This is a genomic window from Bacillus sp. PS108, assembly GCF_037963335.1.
GTDB classification, from domain to species: domain Bacteria; phylum Bacillota; class Bacilli; order Bacillales; family Bacillaceae; genus Bacillus; species Bacillus subtilis.
Window position 1 is genome coordinate 3446651 of sequence record NZ_CP150155.1, and the last position, 19071, is coordinate 3465721.

Below are 19071 nucleotides of genomic sequence, written 5' to 3' on the forward strand. Positions count from 1 at the left end.
ATTTTTTAATGCCCTAAAAATGACTGACGTTCATTCATAAAATAGAGAGGTGTTTCATTTGAATTGGGTTCTTGTTTTTATTGCAGGGCTTTTAGAGGTTGTTTGGGCCTCTTCCCTCAAACATGCCGATTCGCTTTTGGATTGGATCATCATTTTTATCTTAATCGCGGTCAGCTTTATCCTGTTGATCCGCTCTTATCAAAAAATCCCGATGGCCGCGGCGTACACTGTGTTTGTGGGAATCGGAACCGTCGGAACATATCTGACTGGAATTGTTCTGGGCGAATCCTTCTCAGCAGCCCAAATGTTCTTTTTAGCTTTATTGCTGGCTGGCATTTTAGGAATGAAATTATTTACGAAAGAAAGCAAATCTCAGCCGGGAGGTGAAAAATAATGGCATGGTTTTTATTAGTGATTGCCGGCATAGAAGAAATTATAGCTGCCATTGCCATGAAATATATAGACGGAACAAGAAAAAAATGGCCGATCATTGTGATGACTGTTGGATTCGGCTTATCCTTTTACTGCCTGTCCCAAGCGATGATCGTCCTGCCTGCCGGAGTCGCATATGCCGTCTGGACTGGCATTGGAAGCATTGGTGTTTCGGCGGTCGGGCTCATCTGGTTTAAGGAGCGGTTTCAGCTTTCACAGGTGATTTCACTTTGCCTTATCCTAGCCGGCGTCATCGGCCTGCGTCTTACGTCATCTTCATAAAATCAAGGCATATACAGCTGTATATGCCTTTGCCATTAAGCTTCGTGATGTTTTTGAAGATGAAGCGGCGGCGGGATGAGCCAGCCTTTGTTTTTTAGCAGCCTTAAGTATTTTGCGCCGGTTGCCGCTTTCGACATATGAAATTGCCCAAACATCATGGCAATATCCTCACGAATCGATTGCCCCATCATTTTGCTGCATGTCACAAGACCTGCAGCATTTTCTGCTGCCGCGGAAGCCGCCACATCCGGATCGAGAAACCGTGCACCAGGCGGAATATCGTTAAGATCTGCTGTCGGCGGTTCAGGAGAAGCCGGCGGCAGCGCCACCCCGTTTTCTTTCAGGATCGTGCTGACCTGTTTGATTTCATCTTGGCATTTCTCAATAGACTCACGAAGCAGCTTCTTCAGGTCGTCATCACCGACATGATTCAATAGCATTTGGTAATTGCCGACCATTTTATTGCCCGCCATCACATAACTCCATAAGCCGAATACCTCACCATAATGCATCGGTTCATCCTGCGGATTTCCGCTTAAAATACCCATGTTCATCCTCCTCGCAAATTCAATATCGCACACATTCCATAACGTGCCCGAGAGAAGGAAAATTTATGTTTCAGCGTGAGAGATTTATGAAACAAAACAAAAAAGACAAGAGCGGCAAATCGCCAAACCCTTGTCTTTCCTGTTGTTCTATTGGACGCGCTCGGAGGGATTCGAACCCCCGACAGACGTGGTACCGGAAACCACCGCTCTATCCAACTGAGCTACGAGCGCAGAATGACTGCGTTATGAGAACGTCAGCACAACTAATTATACGATAATTCCATTCAAATAACAACCCTCTATTTCGAGAGGCCGTTTTTTAAATAGACAAAGCATCTTAATTGGCAATCTGACATACGATGGTTTGAACCCCTGTATTTTTGGGGAAAATGGGAAAAAGAGACGACTTTGCATATCAGGCCAGCTTTTTGTTTGACCTTTATTGACCAAAAATGTATCATGTAACTACATACTTACCTAAAAGGTGAAGGAGGAGCATTATGAATTTAATACCTACAGTCATTGAACAAACGAACCGCGGAGAAAGAGCGTATGACATTTATTCTCGTCTATTAAAGGATCGTATCATCATGCTTGGATCTGCGATTGATGACAACGTTGCGAACTCCATCGTGTCACAGCTGTTATTCTTAGCAGCAGAAGACCCTGAAAAAGAAATTTCTCTTTACATCAACAGCCCGGGCGGCTCTATTACAGCCGGTATGGCGATCTATGATACCATGCAGTTTATTAAGCCGAAGGTATCTACAATTTGTATCGGTATGGCTGCGTCAATGGGCGCGTTCCTGCTTGCAGCCGGGGAAAAAGGCAAACGCTATGCACTTCCAAACAGTGAAGTCATGATTCACCAGCCTCTTGGCGGTGCGCAAGGTCAAGCGACAGAAATTGAAATTGCTGCGAAACGCATTCTCTTGCTTCGCGACAAATTAAACAAAGTCCTAGCTGAACGTACTGGCCAGCCGCTTGAAGTGATCGAACGTGACACAGACCGTGATAACTTCAAGTCTGCTGAAGAAGCGCTTGAATACGGCCTGATTGACAAAATTTTGACTCACACAGAAGACAAAAAGTAATAACACAACCTGCAAGAGCTGCGTCTCTTGCAGGTTTTTTCATTTAAACACTTTTGATTCTAAACTGCTCCCATTCCTCATGTAACAGCTCAAGCGTCAAATCACTCGTCTGCCTCACAACCAGATCAGCACCAAGCATCGGCTGCCTTTGACCGACACCAACCGCAAACATCCCCGCAGATTTGATTGCAGAAATGCCTGCTTCTGCGTCTTCTATTGCCGCGCAATCAGCAGGGGAAACATCGAGCATCGCTGCAGCTGTTAAAAAGATGTCAGGATCAGGCTTCCCCTTCGCAAGAGTCGTCGGATCAACAATGGCATCAAAATCATCGATAATTGCCAAACGTCTTAAAATCTTAGGAGCATTGCGACTTGAAGATGCTAACCCGATTTTTATATTTTCGTTTTTCAATTGACATAGGAGCCTGCCAATCCCCGGTAAAAGATCTTCCGGCGTCAATTTGCCGATCAACGTTTGATAATCGTGATTTTTCCGATGCATAAGTTCTTGTTTCTCCGCATTTGTATACTTTGTTTCCGCACCGCCAGAGATCAATATGCTTTCAAGTGACTCTTCTCTGCTGATTCCTTTTAGCCTTTCATTCATGTCTCTGTCAAAGGGGATATTGATTTGTTCTGCGATGTGCTTCCAAGCGAGAAAATGATATTCAGCAGTATCTGTTATCACTCCGTCTAAATCAAAAATGACCGCTTTCATATACTAATGCCCATCACAGCTTCATAAGGTTTGAGGCTAATACTCTTTAAGTCAGCCCGCTCCTGCGGATAGTTTGAAATCAGCACTTTCCAACGCTCATGAATCAGTTCTGGAGGCGCTACGAACAGAGCCTTTTCTTCCGATAAATTCACAACGACAAGAAGCTTTTCCCCTTGATATTCTCGAAGGTAAGAAAAGACCTGCGGATCATTCTCCTGCAAAAGCTGATAATCGCCATATATCATAATCTTATATTGCTTTCGTAATTGAATGAGCTTCTGATAGTAAAAGAAAATCGAATCTTGATCTTTCAAGGACTCTTTCACATTGATATCTTGATAGCGGGAATTTACCGGTATCCACGGGTCTCCGGCTGTGAATCCCGCATGTTTTCCGGCATCCCACTGCATCGGTGTTCTCGCATGATCCCTTCCTTTTATCATCACGGCTTTGACAAACTCTTTTTCTGACATCGTTTTGTTTTCGACGACTAGTTCACGATATGCATTCTTTATTTCAAGATCATCATACATCTCCAGCGGCATATCGCTGTTGACCATGCCGATTTCTTCTCCCTGGTAAATAAACGGCGTTCCTTTCATGCCGTGCAAAACCGTTGCAAATGCCTTCGCACATTCCTTACGCAGCTTCCCGTCATTGCCCCAGCGGGAAATAACCCTCGGCTGGTCATGGTTCTCAAAATAAAGGGTATTCCAGCCGACATTCATTAACCCGGTCTGCCACCTTGTCATCGTCTTTTTTAAAGCAATCAAATCAAACGGCTTGATCTGCCATTTCCCATTTGGCGAGTTTTGTTCTGTATCAATATCCATATGTTCAAATGTAAAGATCATATTCAGCTCTTGCCTGCTTGCATCTGTGTACTTTTTCGCCTCTTCAATATCAGAGCCGTTTGCCTCTCCGACTGTCATGCAGTCGTAATGAGAAAGCACTTCCCTGTTCATCTCTTGAATAAACTCATGAAGACGTGGGCCGTTAGAGTGATAACGGCCGACAATATAACTGCGGCTGTGATCCGTTTCGTAGTCCGGAAAATCGGTGTATTTAGAAATAGAGCCGATCACATCCATCCGCCAGCCGTCAACGCCTCTATCCATCCAGAATCTCATTACATCATAAACTTCCCGGCGAACGGCTTCGTTTTCCCAATTTAAATCAGGCTGTTTTTTCGAAAAGTAGTGCAAATAATACTGCCCTGTTCCTTCATCGTATGTCCACGCTGAGCCTGAAAAGATCGATCCCCAATTATTCGGCTCTGAGCCGTCCGGTTTAGGATCTTTCCAAAAATAATAATCCCGGTAAGGATTGTCCTTCGACTTGCGGCTTTCAGCAAACCAAGCATGCTCATCTGATGTGTGGTTCACGACCAAATCCATGACGATTTTCATTCCGCGTTTATGGACTTCATCAATCAGCTGAAACATATCTTCATTTGTCCCAAACTTTTCATACATGTTTTTGTAATCGCTGATATCATATCCGTTGTCATCCTGCGGGGAATCAAATACCGGGGAGAGCCAGATGACATCCGCCCCGAGATTTTTGATGTAATCCAGCTTTTGAATCACACCTTGCAAATCCCCGAATCCATCTCCATTGGCATCATAAAAACTGCGCGGGTAAATTTGATAAACGACAGCTTCTTTCCACCATTCACTCATTAGGCGTTCTCCTTTCACATCGTCCCTGTAGGACAACTGGTTCCTCATAAACGTTCATGTGCAGCGGCTCGCCTTTTACAAGCTCAAAAATAACGCGCTTTTCGTCAACCGTCACATTGATTAATCGATTTCGATAATTGATGTTGAATGAATATTCGTCCCATTCTTTCGGCAAAAACGGAGCAAATGACAGCGTCTCATTCGCGGTGCGCATGCCTGCAAAGCCATGAACGATTGCCAGCCAGCTACCCGTCATTGAAGTAATATGCAAGCCTTCTTCCGTATCATGATTGTAATTATCAAGATCAAGCCTTGCTGTGCGCTTATATAATTCGAGCGCTTTCTTTTCCAGCTTGAGTTCGGCTGCGAGAATCGCATGGACAGAGGGCGATAGGCTTGATTCATGAACAGTCATCGACTCATAAAATTCAAAGTTTCGCCGTTTTTCTTCCATTGTAAAACGGTCATTAAAAAGATAAATGCCTTGGAGAACATCTGCCTGCTTAATAAAATTGGAGCGGAGAATCTTGTCCCATGACCATTTCTGATAAAGAGGCCGCTCCGCTGGATCTAATTCGTCAACTGCTTGCAGGTCTTTATCCAAGAACGTGTCATGCTGAACGAAAATTTGCAGTTCTTCACTATACGGATAGTACATGTGCTGGATGATTTCTCTCCAGACTTTCAATTCTACTTCCTGCACATCCAGAAGGCGGCGTTTCTCCGCTGAGATACTTTCGAGATTTTGTAACGTATACTCCAACGTCCAAGCCGCAATGACATTCGTATACCAATTGTTGTTAACGTTGTTTTCGTATTCATTCGGCCCTGTGACGCCATGGATCATATACTTATTTTTTCGTTTCGAGAAGTGAACACGGTCGGCCCAAAATCTGCTGACTGCCACAAGTACGTCTATCCCGTATTCTTCCATATAGTTACGGTCGCCTGTATAATTGATATAATTGTAGATCGCATAACAGATCGCGCCATTGCGGTGAATTTCTTCAAAGGTGATTTCCCATTCGTTGTGGCATTCATCACCTGTGAAAGTCACCATCGGATAAAGTGCCCCCTTCATCCCCAATTTTGCAGCGTTTCGTTTGGCAGCCTCCAACTGATGATAGCGATACAAAAGCAGGTTTTTCGTCACCTCCGGCTCGGCTGTCGCCAAATACATCGGAACGGCGTACGCCTCAGTATCCCAATATGCGGCACCTCCATATTTCTCGCCAGTAAATCCTTTCGGCCCGATATTCAAACGGGCATCGCCCCCGTAATATGTCGAGAATAACTGAAAGATATTGTAGCGGATTCCTTGTTGAAGCTCCTCATCTCCTTTAATCTCAATGTCCGCTTTTGCCCATCTTTCCTTCCATCGATCAGTGTGCCTCCGTTTTGCATCTTCATAGCCGTTCTCTACCACATCCGCCAAAAGCTCCTTGGCTTTCGATAAAAGCTCTTCCTCCCGAAAATCACGGGAAGTCGTGACAATCACAAACTTTTTCAATGATGCCTTCGTTTGATAACTGTAGCGATTCTCGACATACATTTCAGTCGTTTTAAAGCTTTCATGGACAAACCCCTCCGTCTCGTTTGCCATTGCGGCTAATACCGTGAAGCGCGGTGTTCCAAATGGATTTTCGATCGTTTTTGCCGCTAAATGGCCGCTGTGAGAATCAGCACCTTTCGCTTCCTCCTGCCAAAACTGTTCTTGGTAGTTAGAATCTTCATTTGCCACATTTCCATCCAGGTAAGGAACAAGCGTAATGACAGCATCTCCCGTCAAGCACTCCGCTTCATAATGAATCGCACAGAGTTCTTTTACAGCAAGGCTAAGAAACCGCTCTGACCTGATTCTGACGGTTTTATCTTGAATGCGGACAACAGCGCTTCGCCGCAGAATCCCCTCTTTCATATTGAGTTCTACCTCAAATAATTCGATTGGGTTTTGATGGAGATCGATTTTTTCACCGTCAACATATAGGCCTATGCCCATAAAGTTCATCGCATTGATCACTTTTCCGAAATATTCTGGATACCCGTTTTTCCACCAGCCTACTCGCGTTTTGTCGGGGAACCACACGCCTGCAATATATGTGCCTTGGTGACTGTCGCCTGAATAGCCTTCTTCAAAATTCCCTCTGACCCCCATATAGCCATTGGCAAGAGACGTCAGGCTTTCCAGCAGCCGTGTATGCTCCTTATTAAATGTATTTGTTTTGATTTTCCATTCATCAATCTCAAATAACCGCTGATTTATCATCATTTCCTCCCGAATGTAAGTTTCCATTATCACGGCGGGTTTTGGTCAAATATCTAAATGCAAAAGAGATCATCAAAGTAACGCCACACGAATGGATCATCAATACAGTAATCAAATCAAAATGAACCATGCCGATAGCAGCTGCCGCAAATGCCGGCAGTGCTGATGCGCAAATCGCTATAGAGGCCGCTTCCTTGAATGATGCAATAGAGACCATGTTTGATATTTTTGTGATCCAGAGGCCACCTGCAAGAACAAACGTTAACAAAAGCTGGATCATAGAAACCACCGTATATGCCAGCATCATGATCATCGGCTTATACTGTGCCAACCACAATGTATCGATCAAGACCTCTACATCATGGACGTTTGGTTTCTCGAGCTTAACGTCCATTTTCGCATAGCCAACAGAAAACCCCGTTTCGTTTTGATCGGTGATCACCAGTTGATCAGGTTGAAATATGATGGCGTTTTCAAATCCAGTTACTTTCAATCGCCCATTTTCACCGCTTGTCTCATATTCATGCTTCATATCGACTGCCATCACATTCTGCCCATCTTCAATCCTCTCAGAGCTCTTCCCGCCTGTTAGTTTTCCGTTCCTGATTTGAAAACCCTGCAATTGATCAGCAAATTGATCATTAACTCCTTGAATCGCTGACGGCATGAAAGATGAAACGCTGAAGCGATCCATTTTCACAAACGAAACCGCTAACGGCGCCATTAAGCAGGCCGTTAAAAACATAAAGAGAAAAGAGAGCTGCAGCCAGCTGAAGGTATTCCCATAGCTGCAAACACCTGATGGAGATGCAGCCGCTTTCAGGCAGCGGATGATAAAGCTTTTATTCTCCAGATACTTCATTGAATTACCCCTTTGTTCCGCCGGCTGTCAAACCGGACACAAAGTTCTTTTGGAGAAAAAAGAATAGAACGCATATCGGCAGTGCGGCAAGGATGGCACCAGCCGCAAATAGAGCTACTTTTTGCTGCTGCGGATTAGAAATAAAGGATTGTAATCCTACAGCGATGGTCAGCCTTTCCGGTGAGCGAAGCAAAAACTTTGCCAGCAAATAATCGCCAAACGGTGCCATAAACGCCCAAAGCGCTTGTACCGCGAGCATTGGCTTAACAAGCGGCAGAACAATTGAAGCGAAAATCCTCAGATGTCCCGCTCCGTCAATTCGCGCGGCTTCATCAATTTCTCTCGGCACAGTATCAAAATAACCTTTCATCAGCCACGTGTTCATCGGAATTCCGCCGCCGATATAGATCGCTGTTAAAAACCAGTATTGATCGAGTGCGCCTATTAGCATCGCCAAGACATAAAAAGCAGTCAGCGCCGCCATTGTCGGCACCATTTGAATGATTAAAAAGAATATCAGGCTCTTTTTTCTGCCTGCAAACCGATAGCGGCTGTACGAGTACCCGGCAAGTGTCACAATCGTAACCTGCAAAACCATGACCGATAGCGCGATGACAAGTGTATTGCTGTACCAATTGAGATAAAGCGTTTCGTCAAATAGCCGCTTAAAATGATCCAATGTCCAAGAACCCGAAAAATCGAGCTGAAAAGCCGCCGAATTCCCCACACGGAAGGCTGATGATGCCGTAATCAGCAACGGATATATAATGACAATACTTAAAAGCGTCAAAAATAAATACGTACAGATTTTATTAAGCATTCTGGCAGTGCTCGCGTTCACCTACATAACCTCCTCATTGCCAAAAGCATTCGATTTTTTGAAAGCAATCAGTGAAATTCCAATGACAATGAAAGAAATTAACAGTGTCACAGCCGCCGCAACGGAATATTGGGGTGATGTGCCTGTTGTCAGTTTATAAATCCACGAAATTAAGATATCGGTCGATCCGGCCCCGGCTCCCGCACTGCCTGGCCCTCCCTCATTAAATAAATAGATGATCGAGAAATTATTGAAATTAAACGTATACTGAGTAATCATCACGGGTGCTGTCGCAAATAAAATCATCGGGAATGTAATATGCCGAAAACGCTGAATAAAAGTGGCCCCGTCAATCTTTGCCGCTTCATACAGTTCACCTGGAATCGCCTGAAGCACTCCCGTTACCATGACATATATATATGGAAAGCCGAGCCACGTTTGAATCATAATGAGGGCTGTCTTTGTCCAGAAAGGGTCGGTCTTCCACGCGATCGCAGGCAGCTCAACAAACGGCAGGTGATTGAATAGTGGAATCACCTGTGCATTCACCGCTCCTATGCTGTCGTTAAACATGTTGGAAAAACTCATGATTGTAATAAACGCCGGAACAGCCCATGGAAATAAGAAAATCATTCGAAATATCCGCTTGCCTTTTATAAAATCCTGATTGACGAAAAGTGCCGTCACAATACCTAAAATGATTTGCAGCGTTGTTGCACAGATTGTCCAGATAACCGTCCAGCCCAGTACATTCACAAATGTTTCACGATAGGAGCCAAGGAAAAAAATATTCAAGAAATTTTTAAACCCGACCCAGTCAATCAGACGATTAGGCGGAATATGATAAAAATCATAGTTTGTTAATGCAACAAACAGAGTCACCAAAACCGGAAAGATAATCACAAACACCATCATGATATATGCCGGCAGTGTAAATAGATATGGAAACCCTTTATCGCCCGCATGACTGATCATATCCTTGGCTGTTGTATTGACTTCCAAACCCGCCGCTTTCATAGCGGCGGTCTTACGTGAATCATGAATATTAAAGATATAGAACATGAGGAAAATCATTGTCACGATCAATTGCAGCGTGCCTTCAATCAGCATAAACAGCGAGTGATCTTCACCGGGAACACTTCCCAATGTCATCAATCCGGTTAGCGCCTGTATACCGAAAACGCATAATTCAAAAGCAAACAAGCCTGTGATGACAAGAAATAAGAGCCCCTTTGACAATTGCTGATTCGCAATCTGCCCAAGTCCTGGAATGATCGATAAAAGCCCTGCCTTTCGTTTTTGCTTTGCAAGTGTGTGATGTTTATTCATTTTTTCCGCCCTCTATTCTTCCGGACGCTATCCCGCCGTTTTATTTCACATACTTTTCTTTAATATTTTCCTTTATGACGTTTACAGCATCATTCGCTGATGTTTGTGTCGATTTTTTTCCTGAAGCTGCATCAAAAATTAAACTTTCCGCTCCTGTCCATACTTCAGCCATTTCCGGAATATTTGGAGTCGGCGTTGCTGTTTCATATTGTTTAATCACAGCTGACGTCAGTTCATTCTTTTGCTCATCGGCTTTCTTCCTTGCAGCCGTGTTGGCCGGAACTTCGTTTGTATCCTCATAAAAAGCGTAAGCATTGGCATCATTTGCAGCATACTCAAGCCATTTTTCAGCCAGCCCGGGCTCTTTTGTATATTTTGAAGCTACCCAGCCCTTCCCACCCGCAAAAGGGGCATATTCTTCTCCATTGGGCAATGTCGGAATGGGAGCCGCTCCGTAGTTCAATTTAGCCTCTTTATAATTGGCAGCTGACCAAGGACCGCCAATGATCGCAGCCGCTTTGCCTTCTAAAAACATCTGCTGAATAAAGTCGTCTGCGCTTGAATTGTCTTGCATTCCTTTCGGCCAATATGTTTCAAACCATTTCTCCGCATATTTCACCGCTTCTACAGCTCCTTTATTGTTCAGGCCGATGTCCCCGGAATCTGTGCCGTTTTTTCCAAACACATATCCGCCGTATCCAGCCAATAAGCCGTACGACATATAAAAGTCAGTCCATTTTGCTAAAAATCCGGTTGATTTTCCTTTTTCCGAAGCAAACGCGAATCGAGGATCTTCCGTTAACTTTTCAAGGTCTTTAAATGTTTTTGGCGCTGTTTTTAAAAGATCTTTGTTGTAATACAAAATAAGTGTCTCAATGACTAGCGGCATTCCGTACACTTTGCCGTCAACTGTCACCTGCTGCATTTCTTTATCACCAAAGCTTTTTGTATGAGATGGCTTAATGTCAAGCAAATGTCCTTGCTGTCCCAAACCGCCGATCCGGTCATATGCAGCAAGCATAACATCAGGCGCATTACCCGCCGGGCCATCAAGAGGAAGCGCCTCCAACTGTTCGAACATTTGCTTTTCAACAATTTTTACTGTGACATCATTCTCTTTTTCGAACTTTGTTTTTATGCTTTCAATGTATTCTTTATACGTTTCTTCGACAGACACAGTCAGCACCTTTTTGCCATCAGCGCTTGCTGGATTTTTTGAACTTGAGCAGGCGGCAAGGCCGATTGCCAGAAATGATGCCGCCAATATGGCGAACCCCTTTTTAAAAAGAACCATCTCTTTTCCCCCTTCTATTTACGAAACTATAACAATTGTATTGTCCTATAGAAAGCGGTTACAACAACTTTCGATTTGTTACCGATAACAGAATGTTATACAGGGGCGGCAGCACTCAAAATCAAAAATTCTCCCGGCTGAACGGCAATGACATCGTGATGCTGAAGCGGCTGCTCTGTCCATGCATCACAGATTTTCTTATTCCTTTCAATATTCAAATCTCGTAAGCTGACATATTGAACCGCATTCCCTTGATTAAAGAAATAAATCAGTATTTTTTCATCAAGAGTCCGTGAAAAGCTAATAAAATCGTTTTGGTCATCCAGCAGATTCCACTCAAGATTTCCTTCTGTCAATAAAGTGTTTTCCTGCTTGCGTAAAGCAATTAACCGTTTCATAAATTGCAGCATGTCTTGGTTTTGCTTCTCTTTTTCCCAAACCATACATTTCCGGCATAATGGATCATTTTCGCCGTTCAGCCCGATTTCCGTTCCGTAATAAATGCATGGTGAGCCTGTCTGGGCAAACATAAAGGCCAGCAACGCGCGTGCTTTCTTCTCATCATTGCGGCATCTGGTCAAAAGGCGCTTTGTATCATGGCTATCCAGTAAATTAAACATCACCTCATTGGCCTGCTTCATTCCATTCATCAAATGTGCATTGACACGGTAGGCCATACGTGAGGCTGGGATCGTCCGGTCAGCAAAATATTCAATCATAGGCTCTGTAAAAGGGTAATTCATCGCCGCATGAAATTCATCCCCTCTAAGCCAGGGTTCGGCAGAATGCCAGATCTCACCTAAAATATAAACGTCAGGCTTTTCAGTAGATACAGCCTGCCTAAATGTCTTCCAAAACACGTGATCCACTTCATTTGCGACATCCAAACGCCAGCCGTCAATGTCAAATTCGCGAATCCAGTACAAAGCAATATCAAGCAAATATTTCTGCACTTCGGGATTAGCCGTGTTTAGCTTCGGCATATCAGCTGTAAAAGCAAACCTGTCATAATTGTCGCCTGTGACGGGAAAAGAGTGAATATGGAACCAGTCCTTATAGCGGGATTGATCTCCGTTTTTGACGACATCCAGCCATTGCGGAGACGCGCTTCCTATATGGTTAAAAACCGCATCAAGCATAATTCTCATCCCCCGCTGATGCAGCTGGCTGACCAATGTACGAAAAAGCTCAGGATCCCCGAAATGCGGATCAATAGAAAAGTAATCCAGCGTGTCGTATTTATGATTAGAAGGCGCGGAAAAGATCGGCGTCAGATAAATGCCGTTCACCCCTAAATCCTCTAAATAATCAAGCTTGTCAACAATCCCTTGCAAATCTCCTCCAAAAAAATCATTGACGCCCGGGTCCTTGCTCCCCCACGGCAATGCATTCTTCGGTGACAAGTCTTCTCTTCCATTTGCAAAACGCTCCGGAAAAATTTGATACCAAACCGTTGACTTGACCCATTCAGGCGCTTGAAATGTATCAGCCTCGTGAACAAACGGAAATTTAAAGTAATAATGAATCGTTTCCAGTGTTTTTTCGTTATAAGGGCATACACCCGAACTTCCGAAAAAGATGTCTTCATGATCGTCTGTTACAACAAACGCATATTGTAAACGCCTAAATGGCGGCACCACTTCAGCAAACCAATAGTCATGCATTTCTGTTGCAGCAATTTTTCTCATCGGCTGCTCGTTTGCCGACCACTTGCCGTCGTTGTACTCATAGGGATCACCCCAAATGAATCGAATGTGATCTGCATCACCTTTTTTCGTCCGAATCTTGATATGCACAGTCCGCCCATTATAAGAATAAGCATCTGTGCTGAATGGCTGGTGGTGAATCGCTGCATATTCCATCATGTTTCCCCCTTTGATTTCCGTTTTATTGAAGCCGGCTCATAGTTTGAAAGTATCATGATGAAATTGTGGGAACAATCCTTTTCACCCTGTTACCGATAACAGAATACGGCGCTTACAGCGTTGATTCTCGTACAATTAACTCTGGTTCAAAAAATAGACTTCCTTGTGCAGCACCGTCTTCATTCATTTTTTTCAGCAACATTTTCGCACAGGCTTCCCCCATTTCAACAACAGGCTGTCTGACCGTAGTCAAGCGCGGCGAGGAGATGCGATCAAGAAACACACCGTCGTTCCCGGTAACCGCAACGTCTTCTGGAATTCGCTTTCCAAGGGATTGCGCCGCACGAATGACGCCGAGCGCGATTCGATCAGATGCGCAGACAAATGCGGCCTGATTGTCCATGGATTTCAGCAGTTCTCTTGCAAGGCCTTCACTTTTCTTAGAACTGTTGTCGATCCGAAACATATTCGATTTTTTAAAGCTTTTATTCATCGCCCGTATGTACCCCTGTTCTCTTGCACGTTCGAAAGGCTCATCTAAATCAATGCCAAAAAAGACAACTTCCCGCTCCCCCAGCCCCATAACATGGCGGGTTGCCATAAAAGTGCCTTTCTCGTTATTCACATCGATAAAGTCATAGCCCATTTCATTTTGTCCAAATACGACGAGCGGCTTCTCAAAAGCTTTTATTACACCTTCAAAATCGTTCTTTCTCAAGCCGGTGGCAATAATGCCGTCACATTGGCCAATATTAAGAGAATTTCTTGTCACAAGCTGGAGAGCATAGTGATTGCGATCCAGCTCCCTGCTGATTCCTGTCAGCAGGTTCATGTAATATGGTTCTGTCGTATCCATTTCCTCAAGTATCAATAGTTTCACAACCTGTGTTCTGTTTTGCACGAGCGCTCTCGCCGCATAATTAGGGATGTAATTCAGCTCTTTCATCGCAGAATGAACAAGCTTTTTCAATTCATCTGTCACCGTCTCAGGGTGATTGATCACTCGTGATACCGTCATTTTCGAAACATTTGCTTTTTTCGCTACATCTGACAATGTTGCCATTTTCATCCCCTCCTTATCTGTGCTTATTATCCAAACTAGTGATAAAGTCCTCTATTACTGTTAAATATACGATGCAGGCAAAAGAGAAATAAAAAAGAGATTTCCCTTAAGGAAACCTCACTTTGTTAAAAACACTCGATATTTCATGGATCATAACTCATTCTCTCCACTTCCATGAGAAAGTCTCTTTTTTAAATTTCTGTCCACTTTTTTTCTAAAATCGGATAAGAATAAGTTTGCATTTGCTCAATTAACTCATCCGGCCGTGACGAGCTGTGAATCAGTTTTAGGTGCGATTCGTTAGAAAACCCTTCTTGAATGCTGTATTTCACCATTTTCATCATTGGCTCAAAATACCCGTTTACATTATACAGTCCGATTGGCTTTTGGTGGATGCCGATCTGTGCCCAGCACAGCACTTCAAATAATTCTTCATATGTACCGAAGCCGCCCGGCATCGAGATAAAGCCGTCCGCCAGCTCGCTCATTTTAGCCTTTCGTTCATGCATCCCGTTTACTTCAATCAGCTCAGTCAGATTCTGATGGACAACCTCCCCGCTGAACAAACCGCTCGGCATGACCCCGATTGCAGTTCCGCCGTTTTCCATAATCGCGTTAGCAATCGTGCCCATCAAGCCTACGCGGGAGCCCCCATAGACAAGGCCGATTCCCTGCTCAGCCATATACACGCCAAGCTCTGCCGCTTTTCTTTTATACGCTTCATTTCCCCCAGGGTTTGATCCCGCAAATACACAAATGGTTTTCATCTTGTCATCTCCGCATCTATATATCGTGTTAAACATTCAAAAACACACTATATATTGTCCCATCTTCATGTGATAATATCAATATGAAATACATAAAGAATGCAGGAGTGATGAGGTTGCAGCTGGCTGATGCAGAAAAATGGATGAAAGAGTTTTACGAAAAAAGAGGCTGGACAGAATACGGACCTTTTATTCGCGTCGGCTTTTTAATGGAGGAAGCCGGAGAATTGGCCCGGGCTGTCAGGGCGTATGAAATCGGCAGAGACCGGCCGGATGAGAAAGAATCGTCACGCGCTGAGCAAAAACAAGAATTGATTGAAGAAATGGGAGATGTCATCGGAAATATCGCCATTCTTGCTGATATGTATGGTGTCTCTTTAGAAGACGTCATGAAGGCCCACCAAGAAAAACTGACAAAACGATTTGAGCATGCATAAAAAAGCGGCCGCGATGGCCGCTTTTTTTAACCTGTGATTTCATCATGATGATCAAAGAAATGCTGCTTTCCTATTTTGTGAAAAAGGCCTGTTTTATGCAGCAGCTCCTTTGGCTGCGATTGCAATCCTACAATCATCAGCTTTCCATTGTGGCGTTTAATTCGATTCATAATGTTCCCAAGCACCGCTTCAGCTGACGTATCCATATAGTGCACCTTATTCATGAGCAGAATAAGGGTTTTCGGTTTTTTCTGTACATGCTCCAGCAATGACGATTCAAGGGAATCAATTGATCCGAAAAACAGCGGCCCTTCTATGGCATACATGCTGACAGATGGATCTTCTCTCTTCGCCAGAACAGGATGCGATTCCTGATTGTGGATGCGGGTCGCTTCGCTCATTCTTCTGATAAAGAACACAAATGCGAGCAGCAATCCGGTTGCCACACCGATGATTAAGTCAAACAGAACCGTAAGGGCGAAGGTCGCCGCCAAAATAAAGGAATCAGCATTTTTCAGTCTCAGCATGTTTGCGACTTCCTTGCGCTCACTCATATTCCATGCGACCACCATGAGAATCGGTGCCATACTGGCGAGCGGCACATGGGACGCATAAGGCGCAAATACAAGCAGGACAAGGAGAACGACTACGCCGTGAACGACGCCGGAAACTGGGGAAACCGCTCCGTTTTTTATATTGGTCGCCGTTCTCGCAATCGCTCCTGTAGCCGGGATTCCGCCAAACAGGGGCGCTGCCATATTCGCAATTCCCTGGCCGACAAGCTCCTTATTGCTGTCATGCTTTGAGCCCTTCATGTTATCAGCGACCATTGCGGACAAAATCGACTCAAGTCCTCCAAGAAGCGCGATGACAAGCGCAGCCGGAAACAGCATAACCATTTTATCCAAAGTAAGCTCAGGAAACTGAAATTCAGGCAAATGGCGGGGGATTTCTCCATAAGTTGACCCAATCGTTGCCATGCGGTCAGGGAAAAAGACAACCGCGACCACTGTGGAAATAAGAAGCGCCAACAAAGCGCCCGGCACTTTAGGCATCACCTTGGCGGATACAAGCAAAATGACGAGCCCGATCACAGCTGTCAAAATGGCATATACGTTAAAGGTGCCGAGCTGCTGTACAATTTCAAACATGTTGTGGTGAAAGTTCTCATGTTTTTCAACATTTCTCAATCCGAGAAAATTAGCGATTTGTTCCGTAAAGATCAGCACGGCAATTCCGGCTGTAAAACCGACGATAACGGGTTTAGGCACGAATTTCATTATTTTTCCGAGCTTAAACAGCCCAAACAGCACCAGCATTACCCCTGCCATAAACCCTGCGATCAGCAGATTCTCTAATCCGTACTGCATGATAATGCCGAACAGTATCGGGACAAAGGCGCCTGTCGGACCGCCAATTTGATATTTAGATCCCCCGAACAAAGAGATACAAATCCCCGCTATAACAACAGTGTACAGCCCGTATTCGGGCTCGACTCCCGAGGCAATGGCAAACGCCATTCCTAAAGGAATTGCCACGACACCTACTACGATACCTGCAATTAAGTCTTTCTGAAATTTCTGTAAATTGTATCCCTTGAATCTCCCTGAGAATCGCATATTTTGTTATAACCTCCCTTATGAGTGATTGTTTATTAGCTCAGTTTCATAACCGTTAATGACCACATCAAGTTTTCCTGTTTCAGGGTGAATGACAAGCCCGTGAACCGGCACTTTTTTCGGAAGCAGCGGATGGTTCTTAATCATGTTCACACTGTGGGAAACGCTTTCTTCCACGCTGTGAAAACCAGTCAGCCACGTTTTCAAATCGAGTCCGGCACTCGTCAGCAAATTCAGGCAGCTATCCTCCACCCCGCGTTCCTTTGCTTTCTCAAGAATCGAGGACGCATTCAGCCCTGACATTCCGCATTCATGATGGCCGACAATGCATACCTCTTCAGCCTGCAATTCATAAATCGCGACCAGTATGCTTCGCATCACGCTTCCAAATGGGTGAGAAACGATGGCTCCCGCGTTTTTTACAATTTTAGCATCACCGTTTTTAAGCCCCATTGCTTGCGGAAGAAGTTCTGTAAGCCTTGTATCCATACAGGTGACAATGACGAGCTTTTTCGAAGGAAACTTTGTCGTTTTGTACGGTTCATACTTCTTCTCTCTGACAAACCGCTGATTGTGTTCCAAAATTGATGTTAAAGAAACCATTTGATTCATCTCCCATCCATATGATTTTGCAAGCCTTCTTACCCAGCTTACAGTAAGGAATTATAGCATAGGAATAAGCCAAGAAAAGGCTTTCAAAAAAAGACACTATAATTGGACTGTAGAATCAAAACATAAACATTTATATCTTTCAAAGATAATAAAATTTATATTTAATGCATCCTATAATCCGGCTGCAGTTCGCATATCGATGATTTGTCTGACAAAAAATATGGGTGAATTCTGATAATTAAAAAACTTTTTTTAAGCAGATTTAGCTGTTCGATCTCCATTTTAAGTTCAAAAGAACCAGAAAATAAAAAGAACGCAGCTATATTTTTAACATCTATTTATTTCCGATATAATGAAATAGACAACAGCCATAAAGGGGGAGCCTTGTTGAAACCATTTGTATTTATCACAAAACCGATTCCTGAAGAGATTGAAGCATTCATCGGTGAACATTGCCGTTATGAAGTATGGCAGGAGGATACGCTTCCGAGTGACGTGCTATTTGAAAAATTAAAAGATGCGGAAGGGCTTTTAACGTCAGGGACTTCCGGGCCGTCAATCAATCGTGAGTTGCTGGAACACGCGCCTAAGCTCAAAGTGGTCAGCAACCAATCAGTAGGCTACGATAACTTCGATATAGAAGCAATGAAAGAAAGAGGAGTCGTCGGGACTCATACACCTTATACACTGGATGACACAGTTGCAGATCTGGCTTTTTCACTGATTCTGTCTTCCGCCAGACGTGTTGCCGAACTGGACCGTTTTGTCAGAGCAGGAAAATGGGGAACCGTGGAAGAGGAAGCGCTTTTCGGAATTGATGTTCATCATCAAACGTTAGGCATTATCGGCATGGGCAGAATTGGAGAACAAGCAGCGAGACGCGCCAAATTTGGTTTTGATATGGAAGTGCTTTATCATAACCGACATCGCAAACAAGAAACAGAAGACAGCATCGGCGTTAAGTATGCAGAGCTTGATACATTGCTGGAGCAATCTGATTTTATTCTTCTCATTACGCCGCTGACTGATGAAACCTATCACATGATAGGAGAACGCGAATTTAAGTTGATGAAGGATTCAGCAATTTTCGTCAATATTTCCCGGGGAAAGACAGTTGATGAGAAAGCACTGATTCGCGCTCTTCAGGAAGGCTGGATCAGGGGAGCCGGCTTAGATGTATACGAAAAAGAGCCTGTCACCCAAGATAATCCGCTCCTGCAGCTGGATAATGTCACGCTGCTTCCTCATATCGGTTCAGCAACAGCTAAAGTGCGCTTCAACATGTGCAAACAAGCTGCCGAAAATATGCTCGCAGCGATCCAAGGGCAAACACCGAAAAATCTTACAAGAGAATTTCAATAAATCAAAAATCCGGTCTGAT

The 19071-nt window shown here is 44.1% G+C and carries 18 protein-coding genes and 1 tRNA gene; 5 read left to right on the forward strand and 14 right to left on the reverse strand.

Going from position 1 to position 19071, the window contains the following annotated elements; translation table 11 throughout:
* The first annotated feature begins 58 nt into the window (after positions 1-58).
* Both NSQ16_RS17925 and NSQ16_RS17930 read left to right on the forward strand, forming a co-directional pair.
* Positions 59-394: an SMR family transporter gene (locus NSQ16_RS17925; RefSeq protein ID WP_003242480.1), complete on the forward strand. Its 336-nt coding sequence runs from the start codon at positions 59-61 to the stop codon at positions 392-394.
* Positions 394-714, forward strand: coding sequence for a QacE family quaternary ammonium compound efflux SMR transporter (locus NSQ16_RS17930; RefSeq protein ID WP_003228222.1), 321 nt, complete (start codon positions 394-396; stop codon positions 712-714). Before NSQ16_RS17925 ends, NSQ16_RS17930 begins: the two co-directional genes overlap by 1 nt.
* A 35-nt stretch (positions 715-749) precedes the next feature.
* On the opposite strand, the gene NSQ16_RS17935 is transcribed toward NSQ16_RS17930, so the two are convergent.
* Positions 750-1262, reverse strand: coding sequence for a DUF3231 family protein (locus tag NSQ16_RS17935; protein WP_003243249.1), 513 nt, complete (start codon positions 1260-1262; stop codon positions 750-752).
* A gap of 155 nt (positions 1263-1417) precedes the next feature.
* Positions 1418-1493: transfer RNA gene (locus tag NSQ16_RS17940), tRNA-Arg, on the reverse strand.
* A gap of 269 nt (positions 1494-1762) precedes the next feature.
* Here NSQ16_RS17940 and clpP point away from each other — a divergent pair.
* Entirely contained in the window at positions 1763-2356 is a 594-nt protein-coding gene (gene clpP, locus NSQ16_RS17945; RefSeq protein ID WP_003228214.1) for an ATP-dependent Clp endopeptidase proteolytic subunit ClpP, read from the forward strand.
* 43 nt (positions 2357-2399) lie between these two features.
* Here clpP and pgmB read toward each other — a convergent pair whose 3' ends face one another.
* From pgmB to NSQ16_RS17995, 10 genes are all read right to left on the reverse strand, one after another.
* Positions 2400-3074, reverse strand: coding sequence for a beta-phosphoglucomutase (gene pgmB / locus NSQ16_RS17950; protein WP_108029105.1), 675 nt, complete (start codon positions 3072-3074; stop codon positions 2400-2402).
* A complete protein-coding gene (gene malL / locus NSQ16_RS17955) occupies positions 3071-4756 on the reverse strand; it encodes an oligo-1,6-glucosidase (protein ID WP_032726910.1) in 1686 nt (561 codons plus the stop codon). Before malL ends, pgmB begins: the two co-directional genes overlap by 4 nt.
* A complete protein-coding gene (gene mdxK, locus NSQ16_RS17960; protein WP_085185662.1) occupies positions 4749-7022 on the reverse strand; it encodes a maltose phosphorylase in 2274 nt (757 codons plus the stop codon). The genes malL and mdxK overlap by 8 nt, the downstream gene beginning before the upstream one ends.
* Positions 7000-7884, reverse strand: coding sequence for a DUF1189 domain-containing protein (locus tag NSQ16_RS17965; protein ID WP_339232372.1), 885 nt, complete (start codon positions 7882-7884; stop codon positions 7000-7002). The genes mdxK and NSQ16_RS17965 overlap by 23 nt, the downstream gene beginning before the upstream one ends.
* Before the next feature lie 4 nt (positions 7885-7888).
* Positions 7889-8725 carry a maltodextrin ABC transporter permease MdxG gene (mdxG, locus tag NSQ16_RS17970; protein WP_015251161.1) on the reverse strand — a complete coding sequence of 279 codons (837 nt, stop codon included), beginning with the start codon at positions 8723-8725 and terminating at the stop codon, positions 7889-7891.
* Entirely contained in the window at positions 8726-10033 is a 1308-nt protein-coding gene (gene mdxF, locus NSQ16_RS17975) for a maltodextrin ABC transporter permease MdxF (protein WP_085185658.1), read from the reverse strand.
* A gap of 40 nt (positions 10034-10073) precedes the next feature.
* The gene (gene mdxE / locus NSQ16_RS17980) at positions 10074-11327 is read right to left on the reverse strand and encodes a maltodextrin ABC transporter substrate-binding protein MdxE (protein ID WP_085185656.1); all 1254 of its coding nucleotides are present in this window, start codon (positions 11325-11327) and stop codon (positions 10074-10076) included.
* Between the two features lie 95 nt (positions 11328-11422).
* Positions 11423-13192 carry a maltogenic alpha-amylase gene (gene mdxD / locus NSQ16_RS17985; RefSeq protein ID WP_085185654.1) on the reverse strand — a complete coding sequence of 590 codons (1770 nt, stop codon included), beginning with the start codon at positions 13190-13192 and terminating at the stop codon, positions 11423-11425.
* A gap of 112 nt (positions 13193-13304) precedes the next feature.
* Positions 13305-14255 carry a LacI family DNA-binding transcriptional regulator gene (locus NSQ16_RS17990; RefSeq protein WP_029318349.1) on the reverse strand — a complete coding sequence of 317 codons (951 nt, stop codon included), beginning with the start codon at positions 14253-14255 and terminating at the stop codon, positions 13305-13307.
* A 191-nt stretch (positions 14256-14446) separates the two neighbouring features.
* On the reverse strand, positions 14447-15022 hold the full coding sequence (locus NSQ16_RS17995) for a TIGR00730 family Rossman fold protein (RefSeq protein WP_085185652.1): 576 nt from the start codon (positions 15020-15022) through the stop codon (positions 14447-14449).
* A gap of 116 nt (positions 15023-15138) precedes the next feature.
* On the opposite strand from NSQ16_RS17995, the gene NSQ16_RS18000 reads away from it, so the two are divergent.
* Positions 15139-15459, forward strand: a complete 321-nt coding sequence (locus NSQ16_RS18000; RefSeq protein WP_003242570.1) for a MazG-like family protein — start codon at positions 15139-15141, stop codon at positions 15457-15459.
* Positions 15460-15485: 26 nt separating this feature from the next.
* Here NSQ16_RS18000 and NSQ16_RS18005 read toward each other — a convergent pair whose 3' ends face one another.
* Both NSQ16_RS18005 and NSQ16_RS18010 read right to left on the reverse strand, forming a co-directional pair.
* Positions 15486-17078 carry a SulP family inorganic anion transporter gene (locus NSQ16_RS18005; RefSeq protein ID WP_003228175.1) on the reverse strand — a complete coding sequence of 531 codons (1593 nt, stop codon included), beginning with the start codon at positions 17076-17078 and terminating at the stop codon, positions 15486-15488.
* Between the two features lie 18 nt (positions 17079-17096).
* On the reverse strand, positions 17097-17690 hold the full coding sequence (locus NSQ16_RS18010; protein WP_128993446.1) for a carbonic anhydrase: 594 nt from the start codon (positions 17688-17690) through the stop codon (positions 17097-17099).
* Between the two features lie 384 nt (positions 17691-18074).
* Here NSQ16_RS18010 and NSQ16_RS18015 point away from each other — a divergent pair, with 384 nt between their 5' ends.
* Entirely contained in the window at positions 18075-19052 is a 978-nt protein-coding gene (locus NSQ16_RS18015) for a D-glycerate dehydrogenase (protein ID WP_080348101.1), read from the forward strand.
* The last annotated feature ends 19 nt before the right edge of the window (positions 19053-19071 follow it).